This is a genomic window from Sphingopyxis panaciterrae, from assembly GCF_011762125.1.
Taxonomy (GTDB): Bacteria; Pseudomonadota; Alphaproteobacteria; order Sphingomonadales; family Sphingomonadaceae; genus Sphingopyxis; species Sphingopyxis panaciterrae.
Map to the genome: position 1 here is coordinate 346,742 of NZ_JAASQN010000001.1, position 12,401 is coordinate 359,142.

The 12,401-nt window shown below is 67.3% G+C and carries 11 protein-coding genes and 1 tRNA gene; 6 read left to right on the top strand and 6 right to left on the bottom strand.

All coding sequences use genetic code 11. The annotated features are described in order from the left end of the window. Position 1: 1 nt before the first annotated feature. Positions 2 to 1,141 carry an efflux RND transporter periplasmic adaptor subunit gene (locus FHR22_RS01540; RefSeq protein ID WP_341786528.1) on the bottom strand — a complete coding sequence of 380 codons (1,140 nt, stop codon included), beginning with the start codon at positions 1,139 to 1,141 and terminating at the stop codon, positions 2 to 4. A 114-nt stretch (positions 1,142 to 1,255) separates the two neighbouring features. Between FHR22_RS01540 and FHR22_RS01545 the strand changes: the two genes are divergently transcribed. After that, positions 1,256 to 1,915, top strand: coding sequence for a TetR/AcrR family transcriptional regulator (locus tag FHR22_RS01545; protein WP_279588390.1), 660 nt, complete (start codon positions 1,256 to 1,258; stop codon positions 1,913 to 1,915). A 153-nt stretch (positions 1,916 to 2,068) separates the two neighbouring features. Here the strand turns inward: FHR22_RS01545 and FHR22_RS01550 are convergent, their stop codons facing one another. Continuing rightward, positions 2,069 to 2,833 (bottom strand): sulfite exporter TauE/SafE family protein, encoded by a 765-nt coding sequence (locus FHR22_RS01550; protein ID WP_166938223.1) that lies wholly within the window; start codon positions 2,831 to 2,833, stop codon positions 2,069 to 2,071. A gap of 283 nt (positions 2,834 to 3,116) precedes the next feature. Here FHR22_RS01550 and FHR22_RS01555 point away from each other — a divergent pair, with 283 nt between their 5' ends. Then, entirely contained in the window at positions 3,117 to 6,281 is a 3,165-nt protein-coding gene (locus tag FHR22_RS01555; RefSeq protein ID WP_166938225.1) for a CHAT domain-containing tetratricopeptide repeat protein, read from the top strand. Between the two features lie 119 nt (positions 6,282 to 6,400). Here the strand turns inward: FHR22_RS01555 and FHR22_RS01560 are convergent, their stop codons facing one another. After that, complete coding sequence (locus tag FHR22_RS01560) at positions 6,401 to 7,339, bottom strand: hypothetical protein (protein WP_166938227.1); 939 nt, start codon at positions 7,337 to 7,339, stop codon at positions 6,401 to 6,403. 93 nt (positions 7,340 to 7,432) lie between these two features. Continuing rightward, positions 7,433 to 8,704, bottom strand: a complete 1,272-nt coding sequence (locus FHR22_RS01565; RefSeq protein ID WP_243853411.1) for a S8 family serine peptidase — start codon at positions 8,702 to 8,704, stop codon at positions 7,433 to 7,435. Positions 8,705 to 8,804: 100 nt separating this feature from the next. Here FHR22_RS01565 and FHR22_RS01570 point away from each other — a divergent pair, with 100 nt between their 5' ends. Beyond that, a complete protein-coding gene (locus FHR22_RS01570) occupies positions 8,805 to 9,293 on the top strand; it encodes an RNA polymerase sigma factor (protein ID WP_166938230.1) in 489 nt (162 codons plus the stop codon). Further along, entirely contained in the window at positions 9,290 to 9,985 is a 696-nt protein-coding gene (locus FHR22_RS01575; RefSeq protein WP_166938232.1) for an anti-sigma factor family protein, read from the top strand. Before FHR22_RS01570 ends, FHR22_RS01575 begins: the two co-directional genes overlap by 4 nt. 21 nt (positions 9,986 to 10,006) lie before the next feature. Here FHR22_RS01575 and FHR22_RS01580 read toward each other — a convergent pair. Both FHR22_RS01580 and FHR22_RS01585 read right to left on the bottom strand, forming a co-directional pair. Then, positions 10,007 to 10,082: transfer RNA gene (locus FHR22_RS01580), tRNA-Thr, on the bottom strand. A gap of 140 nt (positions 10,083 to 10,222) precedes the next feature. Continuing rightward, the gene (locus FHR22_RS01585; protein WP_166938234.1) at positions 10,223 to 11,095 is read right to left on the bottom strand and encodes a hypothetical protein; all 873 of its coding nucleotides are present in this window, start codon (positions 11,093 to 11,095) and stop codon (positions 10,223 to 10,225) included. A 78-nt stretch (positions 11,096 to 11,173) separates the two neighbouring features. Here FHR22_RS01585 and FHR22_RS01590 point away from each other — a divergent pair, with 78 nt between their 5' ends. Beyond that, the gene (locus tag FHR22_RS01590; protein ID WP_166938236.1) at positions 11,174 to 11,749 is read left to right on the top strand and encodes a NifU family protein; all 576 of its coding nucleotides are present in this window, start codon (positions 11,174 to 11,176) and stop codon (positions 11,747 to 11,749) included. Between the two features lie 36 nt (positions 11,750 to 11,785). After that, positions 11,786 to 12,379, top strand: a complete 594-nt coding sequence (locus tag FHR22_RS01595; protein WP_166938238.1) for a malonic semialdehyde reductase — start codon at positions 11,786 to 11,788, stop codon at positions 12,377 to 12,379. The last annotated feature ends 22 nt before the right edge of the window (positions 12,380 to 12,401 follow it).

Genomic DNA, 12,401 nt, shown 5'->3' on the forward strand with positions numbered 1-12,401 from the left:
CTCAGCGACCCCCCTTGGCCGGCGCCGGACGCGCCGGTGCCAGCGTGACCGGGGCGCCGGGCTGGACGCGCAGCTGGCCGTTGATCACGACGATGTCGCCGGGGCGAAGCCCGCTGGTCACCACGACCTTGTCGCCGAAGCGGCGGCCCGTGGTGACGGGGATTACCTCCGCGATGCCGTCCCGGCCGGTCTTGCCCGGCTTGACGCGCGTCATGCTGTCGCCCGAGGCCGAGGTCTGGATTGCGGTCGCGGGAACGACCAGCGCCCCGGCGATCGGCGGCAGCGCCAGCCGGGCGGTGACATACATGCCGGGGCGCAGCGCCAGGCCCGGATTGGGCAAGGTCGCCTGGACCATGATATTGCGCGTATCCTTGCCGACCTGCGGTTCGATCGCGGTGACGCGCGCGGTGAAGCGGCGGTCGGGCCAGGCGTCGGAGACGACGTCGACCGTGGCGCCCGGCTGCAATCGGGCGAAATCCTGCTGCGGCAGCGCAAAGTCGACATAGAGGCTGTCGAGCGCGGTCAGCGTCGCCACCGCATCGCCCGGATTGAGATATTGGCCGAGGTTGACCTGCCGGACGCCCAGCGTGCCCGCAAAGGGCGCTCGAAGCTGTTTCTGGACGATCCGGGCGTCGATCTGCCGGACCGCAGCATTCGCCTGTGCATGCTCGGCGCGCCGCTGTTCCAGCAATTCACGCGGTTCGGCGCCCGATGGCGCCAATTCTTGCGAACGGGTCAATTGCAGCCCGGCGAAATCGGCCTTTGCCCTGGCCGCGGCGCGGTCCGCGCGCTCGGGCGCGTCGAACAATTGCACGAGCAACTGGCCGGCGCCGACCCGCTCGCCCGCGGCAAAGCGGATCGCGGTCACGCGGCCGGCCACTTCGGGCGCGAGCACGACCTCGCGCACCGCGCGCAGCGAGCCGACCGCCTCCAGTGCGGCGGGGACTTCGGTCGGCGTAACGACGATCGTCGTCACCGGCACCGGCGGCATCTGGCCGGGCGCCGTCTCGCCGGTTCGGGCGGAACGCCAAGCATAGAGGCCGCCCGCGAGCAGGAGCAGCACGCCGCCGACGAGGAGCAGCGAACGCCAGCGCAGCGCGCGAGGGGGCGTGATTTCGAGGGGAGAGTCGGAGGGGGACACGGAGGACCTTTCAGAATTCGACTATGAGTCGATATTATTGCGAATGATTATTAATAATGCGAGCGGCCGTCAAGAGGGTCGCATTCGCGGCGCGGAAGCTGCTAGGCTGCCTGGATGTCAGGAAGAGCATTCATCCGCGGCAAAAGACCGTCGGCGCGGCCCGTTCGCCGACCCCCAAGGCCGCGTGCAACCGGCCCGCTTCCGCCGAGCAAGGCCGATCTGCGCCGCGCCCAGCTGGTCCAGGCGGCGATTGCGTTGATGGTCGACGAGGGGCTGCCGGAAAGTTCGATCGACGACATTGCCGCGCGGGCGGGCGTCGCCAAGGGAACATTCTACCATTATTTCGTGAGCAAGGCGGCGCTGATCGACGCGTTGCGCAGCCATTTCAGCGATGCCTTTCAGGCGAGCGTGGTTGCGGCTGTCGATGCCCGCCCGCCCGGCGACTGGGACGGCCGGTTCGAGGCATGGATCGTTACGGCGACAGAGGCCTATTTCGATATGCACGCCCTGCATGATCTGGTTTTCCACGGGCCGGCGATGCCGCAGCGTCAGGCACTCGATGACACCGACATCGTCCGGCATCTCGCGGCGCTGGTGGCCGAGGGGCAGGCGAGCGGCGCGTGGCATCTGGGCGGGGAGGAACCGGCCAGGGTTGCCGCGCTCATCTTCCACGCGATGCATGGCATGGCCGATGACGCGCTGGCGGCGGGCCGATCGGCGGGCCAGCTCGGCCCGCTGATCGCGCGGCTTTCGAAGCGCATGCTGGCGGGCTGAAGAGCCCATATTTCCATGCTGTGCGTGCAAGACATGCTCCCGTTCGCGAATCGTGGAGCACCTCCATAAAAGCTCAACCTAAGTTAAGGTAAAGCAATAAATCGCCGGTGGTATGGATCTCCGGTCGCACGGCCTCGCCGCCGCGCCCATTCCCTATCCGCTATAGGCGCGAACGAAAAATATGACCGTGGTGGCGCCGGTCACCAGCAGCGTCCAGATGCGCACGGCGCGATGACTGAGCCGTTTGCCGATCACCGCGCCCAGCCAGCCGCCGACGATCGAGCCCACCAGCATCGGCAGGCAGGCCCACCACCACACCATCGCAAAGCCGATGAAGACGAACGCCGCCGCGAGGTTGGCCACCCCGAGCATCATGGTCCGGATCGCAAAAAGTTCGCGCGGGCGGATGTTGGCGAGCAGGCCATAGAGCGCGGTCGTGATCAATCCCACCCCGCCGCCGAAATAGCCGCCATAGACGCCGAGCAGCGCCTGAACCGCGAGCAAAGTCGGCCTGCCGATGGTGACGCGCGCATGAAGCCAGTCGGCGGCGCGCTTGCCGAACACCATCACCGCGAAGGCGAAGAGCAGCAGCCACGGGATGATGATGTCGAACGTCTCGGTCGGGGTCAGGACGAGCAGCAGGCTGCCGATCAGCCCGAAGGAAAAGGTCAGCGCTGCGAGCAGCCGGACCGAAATGCCCGCAACCGGGCCAAGTTCATGGCGATACGCCCAGGCGCTGGTTCCCGCCCCGGGGAGCAAGGCGACATTCGATGTGGCGTTGGCGATATTCGCCGGCAGCCCGAGCGCGATCAATACAGGGAGCGTCGCGAAGGTGCCGCCGCCAGCCAGCGCGTTCATGGCGCCGCCCAGAATACCCGCACCGGCGGCGATGAATATCGTCGATGGATCGATCACCATGTCACTCCGCCCCGGCCATCATCGACCGGCTGAACGCGCCTTTCGCCGGGATGGCAATAGCGGTCAAGGCGCCGTCATCGCTAGGGTCAGGACCTGGTCGCGCGATTGCGGGTCGGGGAAGCCCGCGCCGATCGCGGTCGTGTATATGATCGGCCGGCATGGCGCCCTTGAGATGTCGAACAAAATGCGGTGCGTGTCACGGCGACCCTGAGTTTACTCCGATATGGTCCGGCGCTAACATCGTGCCATGGTCGGACGCCGCCTTATGCCGTGGCTTGCGCTGTTGGCAGCGACGAGCGCTTCATCGTCCGCCGCCCAATTCATCCCGCGTCCTGCGATGATCCCGGGCGAGATCGCTGCCCGGCGCGTGGCTGCCGATCAGTCCGGTCCTACTCCGGCCCAGCTCGACCAGATACTGGCTCTGGAGCGCGAGGCCCGGATCGACCAGCCGTGCAACACGGCCTCCGAAAAGATCCTGGAAACCCCCCGCCGCACCCTGCTGCGCCTATATGAAGAAACCTACGGTCCCGGGCATCCGGCGACGGCGCGGCCATTGCTGTCGCTGCTTTGCCATCTTTCCTACAATGGCAAAACGGCCGCCGGCCTCGCCGAACGCGAACAATTCATCGCCCGGCTCGTCGCCATCGGCCGGGACAGGGCGCAGCCGGCCACGCTGTTCGCCGGTCTCGACGCGCGGTCACAGCTCCGGATCGAAGGCGGGAATTTCGATGGAGCGATCGAAGATGCGACCGAAGCCCTTGGTCTCGCACGTCGCCTGTTCGCGGACTGGCCCGAGATCGGCGCGTCGAGCGCGGGCCTGCTCGCCTCGGCGTTCGAGGGTGCGGGCCGGACGACCGAAGCCGAGCCGCTGCGGCAGGAACAGGTCAATTTGCTGCAGCCGATCAAGGGCGGCGACCGCTTCGCGCTGGCCGCCGCCTATGAACAACTCGCCAATAATTTCGTGAAGCAGATGCGGATGGCGGACGCCAAAATCTGGTTCTCCCGCGAACTGGATCTGTTCGAAGCCGAATTGCCCGACGCCGATGACAGGCAGTTGACCAACGTCGTTCTCTATTCACAAAAGCTGTTCTGGACCGACCCCGCGCGCGTCGAGGCGTTGTACCGCGCGGTGCTGGAACGGCAGGAGGCGGCGCCGGCGAGCGACGACAAGCGCAACTGGATGACGATATGGAACCTCGCCAAGTCGGCGCGGGTTCGCGGCGACCCTGACAGCGCGATCGGCTACCAGCGCCGCGTGATCGCGGCCATGGGGCCGGGGGTCGGTCAGGGTTTCGCGCTGGAACTGGCCGCCATGCTGTCGGATCGCCGCGAGACCGCTGCCGAGGCGGCGGGCATTTATCATCGGGCGCTGGAACAGGATCCCGACAATCCCGCGCTGATCGAGAGTTATGGCAGCAGCTTGTGGATGCTCGGCCGGTTCGCAGAAGCCCTGCCGATGCGCAAACGGGCGATCGGGATCGCCAGCGCCCGTTATGGACCGGGCCATCGTGAGACGTTGCGGCTCGTCCAGAATCTCGGCGTCGCCTTGTGGATCGAAAAACGGCCTGCCGAGGCGCGGCCCTATTATGAAGACGTCCTCGCCGGATACCGGTCCGAGCTTTCGGCCCTCCCGGAAACGGCGAACGCCGAATATCGCCGTAACCTCAGCGGCTTCATCAGCAGCAAGGCGAGCGACCTGCTGAAACTTTATTGGACCGACCGCGCGAACCCGGGGCAGGGCGGCGATGCTGCCAGTCGCGCACGGGGATTCGCGGTCGCGCAGCTGGCGCACCCGTCGGTTTCGAGCGCCGCGATCAGCGAGACCGCGGCGCGCTCGCTCGCGGCGCGCGCCGGCAAGGGGGAGATTTTCGCGCGATGGGCGGCGGCGCGCGATCGCGTCGTCGCGCTCGATCAGGCCATCACCCAGGCCGCGCAGCGTGGCACCGGCGGCGACGACGACCGGGTCCGGTTGCTGGGCGAGCGCGCCGCCGCCGGCCAGTCGCTGGCTGTCGCGGCCGCCGTGCTCACCGGCGAACTGCCCGATATCTTTGCCACCCTGCGGCCTGAACCGGTACCGCTGGCCGAGGTAACGGGGGGTGGGCGCCGCCCCCCGCTTCTCCGCAAGAACGAAGCGCTCGTCCTGCTTTATCCGGGGATGCCGGATGCGCGCGGCGAGATGAGCCGCGGCGTCGTCTTTGCCGTCACCCGCGAAGGGTCGGCGTGGGCCGAAATTCCCGTCGATGGTGCCGACCTCGCCCGGACGGTCGGCGACCTCGACGGCCAACTGGGCGACGGCCAGTTCTCCGGGGCGACCGCGCTGGGTACCGCGGAGGATCCGGCCGGCTTCCTGCGCTACGATCGCGGTGCCGCGCATCGCGTGTATCGGGCGCTGTTCGGCGATCCATCGATCGCCGGGCTGCTCGACGGCAAGGATCGCTGGATCGTGGTGCCGGAAGGGCCGCTGCTTTCGCTCAACTTTTCGGCGCTCGTGTCGGGCTCCCCCGAGGGCGGTGCGGCCGGCGATATCGATCCGGCGATGCTGCGGGCAACGAAGTGGCTTGGTCTCGAGCGGATCATATCGGTCATCCCGTCTGTCGATGCGCTGCGCACGGCCCGCCGGAGCGCCACGGGAGCATGGTCTGCCGGTACCTTCTTCGGCCTCGGAGACCCGGCATTTCGTGGCATCGCCGACCCGGCGCCGAAGCCGGTGCCTGCGCGCACCCGTGGCGGTCCGATCGGTTCTTTGACGACAAAGGGCGTCGCGCATCTTTCGCGCGAGCGATTATACCGCGACGGCATCGCTGATCCGGCCATGCTCGGAAAGCTTCCGCGGCTCGACTATAGCGCTGCCGAAGTGCGCGAGATTGCCAGGCTTTTGGGGGCGTCATCCGATCGGCAAATCCTTCAACTCGACGCGACACAGGCGCGGGTCCAGCGCGGCAGTTCGGACGGAACGCTTCGCGACAGCTCGGTTGTCCTGTTCGCCACCCACGCCCTTCTCGGCGGCGATTTCAATGGCGCGCTGTCAGAGCCTGCCCTCGCGCTGACGCCGGGGGCACAGGTCGGAGGAAAGCTCGACGCGGGCAATGATGGGCTCCTCACGGCCTCCGAGGTGGCGCAGCTGCGGTTCAATTCTGCGCTCATCATCCTTTCGGCTTGCGATACGGCGGCCGGTTCCAACGGCGGCGACGGGTTTAGCGGGCTGACGCGATCTTTCCTTCTCGCCGGCGCGCGGGCGGTGCTGGCAACCTATTCGCCCGTCGTGGACGAGGTCGGCGAGCGAATGACAACGACCGCCATAGCAGGTCTGAGGGGCAGAAACGATCTTGCCGGGGCGTTGCGCGACGCGATGCGCGAGGTTGCCGCGGATCGCTCCTTCGACGCGCGGGGGGCCTCGCTCGCGCACCCCGCCGCATGGGCCGTCTATGTGGCGATCGACCCTTCTTAGAATCAAGATCCGCGGTGGGCCGCTCGCCATGCCGACAGTTGGCCGACAGCAATTGGCCGGGTTCAGAAAAAATGCGTCGGCGCTATGGCCGACGCATTCCGTCCCTTCGGGTGGGCGCTTTAATCGTTGCGCGCATGGCCGCGTTCGGCACGGCTCCGCTTCTGCGATGCCTGCGGGGCGGGCTCGCCGGCGGGCCGGGCAGCGGATGCACTGCCTGCGCCCTCCTGTTGCTCGGCGCTCTCTTTCAGCTGGCCTTTGGTCATGCCGGTGACCAGCACATCGCCCGACCCGGCAAAGTTCGCCGCGGGAAGCGTCGCGACGCGGTTGCCGACCTCGACCGCCACCGCCTGCACGACCCCGCGGCCCGTCTGGCGCAGTTCCTGAACATGGCCGATCACCTTCCCGCGCGCGTCGGTCACCGCCATGCCGGGTTCGACTGCGAACATGCCGGTGCCGCTCGCTGCGCCGCTGCCCGCGGCCGCCAGTTGTCCAAGGCTGCCCTGAAAGCTGCCCGCCGCTGAACCGGCGGCGCTTGCGGTGCCCGGCACGCCCGGCAGCGCGCCGCCGGCCTGATCGCGGACATGGCCCGCCGCGCCGCGTGCGGTGCCGGTCAAGGTCGAGGCCGCGCCCTGGCTGGAGCTGACGGCACCGTGCGCGGTCTGGCCGATATAATCGGTGCCGACCGCCTGCGCATCGAGGCTGCCATTACCCGAAGCGCTGCCCGAGCCGTCGGCATTGCCGCGGACCGGATTGCCGAGCAGATTGCCATTGCCATCCGCCGACCCCTTGCCGTTCGCACCGGCATTGCCCTTGCCTTGGACGCGGCCCGAGCGGCGGTCGATATGGGTTTCGCCGCGACCCGAGCCGGTCAGCTCGCCAGTCGAACCGATCGTGCCACCGATAGGGCCGGTCGGGTTGGCAAGCGTCCCGCCAAGCGTGCCGCCGAGGTTGCCGCCCAGGCCGCCGCTGCCACCGAGCAGCTGCGCCGAGGCCGGCGCGGAAAAGGCCATTGCCGACGCGGCCAGCGCGATAGCGGAGATGAAGATATGTTTTGCCATTGTTCTACTCCCGAGATTGCGGCCCGGAGGGGTCGGGCCCGAGGAAAGAACGATGGCGGGTTCGATCTTCTTCCAAAAAAATTCAGGATATGATCAGCGACCGCCGCAGCTGCCGCAAATCAGCCCATGACCATAGATCTTGTCGCGCCCGGGCTTCCCCATGTCGCGCGCTTCCATGACCAGCGACGAGATCGCCGGGGCGATGCGGTCGATCGCGGGCGCGGGATAAAGCAGCGCTAGCCGGCCGGCCACCAGCGGTGCGGCAAAGGAGGTTCCGCGCAGCCGGTCGGTACTAGCCACCCCCGTCGCCGCCAGCACGGCATCGCCGGGCGCCGCGAAATCGACATGAAGCGCACGGCCCGCCTCGGGCAGGGCGCGCCCCTTCGCATCGACGCCGGTTACGGCTAATACCCCGCGATACGAAGCCGGATAGGCTGGCGGCGCGGCGGGGCCGTCGTTGCCGACCGCGGCGACGATCAACATCCCGCGCTGCTGCGCGCGCGCGATCGCCGCGGCCAATAATTTATTGTCGGGTCCGACGAGGCTGATCGTCGTCACCGCGATCCCCTTCTGCACGAGCCAGCCGAGCGCGCGGGCAATGGCGCTGGCATTGCCGCCCGCGGGATCGGTGCCATAGACGTCGGCCGAAACGATGTGCTGACCGGCGGCCGCACCCCGAACCGTCCCGGTGCCGGCCAGCAGCGAAGCGACCGCGGTACCGTGGCGGCTGGCCGCGGGCGCTCCACGGGCGAAGCCACGCTGTTCGACCCGCCCTGCGACCGAGGGATGCGCGGCCACGCCGCCGTCGATCAGGCCGAGGCTTGCCGTGGCGGCGGGCGCAGCGGCGGCTAGCGCGCTCTGCGGCAACGCCCCGCCGGGCCCGCTCACGAAATAGATATTGTCGACATCGACCTCGGCATCGGGAAGCAGTTTCGCAAGCTGTTTGCGCGCCCGGGCGAGGTTCCGCCCCTCGGGGACATGAAATCGCGCGATGTCGAGATCGAGCCCCTCGATCCGTTCGCGGTCGATGAGCGCGAAGCCGTCCTTTGCCGCGCGCGCGATCATCGCGGAGTCGACGCCGTTCGCAACCAGGACCCCTCGCACCGCGGGCTCGCCGCGTTCGTCGAGTTCGATGCTGTCGCGATTACGCCGGACAAGCGAGGCGATCCGGTCGAGCCGGACCCCGGGCAACCGGTCGCCCGCCGAAATCAGCGGCTGCGTATCGATATCGGGCAGCGATGGCACCGTCCGTATTGCGCCAGGGAGCTGGACCTGCGGCAAGGCGACCTGCGCGGCCACCCGCTGGTCCGCCCCGCCGGCCATGACGCAGACCGCCGCCAGCAATATCGTCGCAAATCGCATCATCAATCTCGCGTCCGTTGTTCTTTGACGGAAAAATTTAGCAGGATGCGGAAGAAACGATAGAAGGTCGTCGTTTCTTCCTCGAACAATCGAAAAGGCGACAATGCGCTTCGAAGAGGAACTGGTCGAACTGCTGCCACGGCTGCGCCGTTTTGCGCGCGGGCTGGCGCGTGATGTCAGCGACGCGGACGATTTATGTCAGGCTGCGATCGAACGCGCGCTGAAGTCGCGGGAACAATGGCAACAAGGAACGAGACTGGATAGCTGGATGTACCGCATCACGCGTAATCTCTGGATCGATGAGCGCCGCGCCGCGGGCCGCCGCGGTATTCACGCGCCGATCGATGACGCCGTCACGCAGGTCGCGGGCGAGGGCGCCTCCGAGGTCGAGGCGGGCGCGCTGCGCGGCGATGTCGACGGCGCGATGGCGCACCTGCCCGACGAGCAGCGCGAGGTGGTGATGCTCGTCCTTGTCGAGGGCTATGCCTATCGCGAGGCGGCAGAATTGCTGGAGATACCGATCGGCACGATCACCTCGCGCCTGGCGCGCGGGCGCGAGACCTTGATGCATTTGCTGGGAGAAGCGGCATGAGTTTCGACTCGACCATGGTCGCGGCCTTCGTCGACGGCGAGCTGGACGATCTCACCGCGCGGCGTATCGAGCGTGAAGCCGAAAGCGACATGGCGCTCGCCGCCGAAATCGCGCGCCATCGCGTCCTGAAAACGAAGCTCAAGGCTCATTTTGCGCCGGTGGTCGAAGAGGCGGTTCCAGAGCGTTTGCGGGCGCTGCTCATCGAACCAAAGATCAGCAACAGCCTGTCCTCGCGCCGCGAGGCAAGGCGGGCGCGTTTCGCTCCGATCCACTGGGGTGCCATCGCGGCAGCGCTGGTGCTGGGACTGACGATCGGCCTCAAGCCCTGGATGCCCGTCGCCGATGTCGGCGACGCGAACGGTGCGCTCGTCGCGTCGGGCGCGCTTGCCACCGCACTCGACACACAGCTCGCATCGAACCAGCGCGCGGGCGCCGCGGTGCGCATCGGACTGAGCTTCCGCGACAAGCAGGGGCGCACGTGCCGCAGCTTCGAAGGCCGCAAACTTTCGGGTATCGGATGCCGCGACCAGGGCCGCTGGGCGCTCGAACGCACGCTGACCGGTCAAGCCGGCAACGACTATCGCCAAGCTTCATCGGGTGCGCTTGCGGCCGATGCTGCAGCGATGATGGCAGGAGACCCTTTTGATGCCGCCACGGAACGGGCGGCGCGCGATAGAGGCTGGAGCGACTGACCGGAACGCCGCGTCCCGGACTGGTGCCGGCTGTCAGACTCGAACTGACGACCTACCGCTTACAAGGCGGTTGCTCTACCAACTGAGCTAAGCCGGCGCGACGTTTGCGCCCCTAGAGCATTTTCCGGCCCGATGGAAACATCTGACGGTCAGAAAATTCGACCAAAGCGGAAAATGCAGACTTTCCGGCCCGAAGCAAATGAACCGGCGGCAAAAAATCGTAACATCGAGTCCGGTTCAGACGATGCCGAAGGTCCAGCCCTCGGTGCGCGCGAGATCGCCGGTCAGCGGAGCGGGCGACCAGCGGGCCGGATCGCCGGCGATCGTGCGGAGCCAAGCGGCGGCGAGCAAGGCGTCGCTCGCGTGGTCGCTCACCGGGCCATCGATGCCCGCAGGCGGAGAACTGAGCACCGCGAGCGCGGCGTCGAGTGCGCTGCCGTCGCGAATCTTGCTGCGCCCCGGCGCCATTCCCGCGGCGCGCGCGGCGAGGCTGGTGTAAATTTCGACAAGCAGTGGCCCGCGCGCGGGCACGGGATCGAGCGGCCAGAGCGGAATCCGGCCCCGCAGCCGGTGGAGCAGCCGCATTCCCGCCAGGCTGGCCTTGCCGACCTGCGCCGCGCCGACGAGATTGAAATTGCTGACGCTCGCCGCCTGCTTCGTCACGCGCTGATGCTGTTCGACCACCCGCAGCCGTCCCGCGCCGGGCTCGAACAGGTCGCCGGTGTCGCCCCGGCCGTGGCGAAAATGGCGGCGCGCGTCGGGATGGGCGAGGAAGGCGGCGATCTCATAATGCGGATCCCCGGCGGCGAGGCGTTCGACCAGCGCCCATAATCCGGGCAAATCGACGGGGCTTTCGCCCCATTCGGGAAAATAGGCGCCCCGGTCGGCAAAGGCGAAGGCGGCGGAAAAGTCGAAACCGATCAGCATATTCTCGCCCGCTGCAGCGACCGCTTCGAGCCAGCCCAATATTTCGGCCCGCGACCAGACATGGGCCGGACGCACCAGCGCGGGCGCATCGCCGCCGCTCGCCACCGCCAGCGCGATCCCCGGTTGCCGCGGCCCGCGAGCGCCCGACCAGTCGAGGGCGGCGAAATGGGTGAAGCGGCGCATTCCTGACCCTAGCGCATCTATAGGGTGGCGCATCTATGTTATCTTGCACAAAGCGCCGCCGCGTCCCACATGCAGCCCATGCTGATCGAAACCGAATCGACGCCCAACCCCGCGACGCTCAAATTCCTGCCCGGCCAGGCGGTGATGGCGACGGGAACGCGCGACTTTGCGAGCCCCGAAGAGGCCGAAGCATCGCCGCTTGCGCGCGCGCTATTCACCCTCGGCGATGTCACCGGCGTCTTCTTCGGCCGCGACTTCGTGTCGGTGACCATCGCGCCGGGCAGCGAGTGGGCCGATGTGAAACCCGACGTGCTCGGCATCGTGATGGATCATTTTCTTGGCGGTTTGCCGCTGTTTCACCCGGCGGCAGCCGGCTTTTCGGTCCCTGCGGAAGAAGAGGCCGGCTTTGCCGACGATCCCGCCGACGCCGACATCATCGAGCAGATCAAGGAACTCATCGAAACGCGGGTTCGTCCCGCGGTCGCGAACGACGGCGGCGACATCGTCTATCGCGGTTTCGACAAGGGCAATGTCTATCTGAAGATGCAGGGCGCCTGCGCCGGCTGTCCGTCGTCGACCGCGACGCTGAAGAACGGCATCGAATCCCTGCTCAAACATTATGTTCCCGAAGTCACGGCGGTCCACGCCGTCTGACGGGATCTGCCCAACCCACCGACAGGAGAATGCCCGATGAGCGAGCCGCTTTCCGATAGCGCCCTCGACCAGCTGTTTCGTACCGCGCGCACCTATAACGGCTATGTCGACAAGCCGGTGTCGGAAGACCAGTTGCACGCGATCTGGGACCTGGTGAAATTCGGCCCGACGAGCGCCAACAGCCTGCCGGCGCGGATCGTCTGGTGCGTGTCCGACGAAGCGAAGCAAAAGCTGGCCGCGCTGGCGATGCCCGCCAATGGCGAAAAAATCCTCCAGGCTCCGGTCACCGCGATCATCGCCATGGACCATGAATTTTACGAAAATCTTCCAGACCTCTTTCCTCACACCGACGCGCGCAGCTGGTTCGCCGGCAACGAGGCGCTTGCGCAGACGACGGCCTTTCGCAATGCCAGCCTGCAGGGCGCCTATTTCATTCTTGCGGCGCGCGCGCTCGGCCTCGACACCGGGCCCATGTCGGGTTTCGACAATGCGGCGGTCGACGACGCCTTCTTCGCCGGCCAGCCCAGCGTGAAGAGCAATTTCATCTCGACCCTCGGCTATGGCGATCCGGCGAGCATCTTCGAACGTAGCCCGCGGCCCGATTTCGGCCGCTTCAACCGCGTCGTCTGAGCGGGCCTCCGCGCGTCTTTCC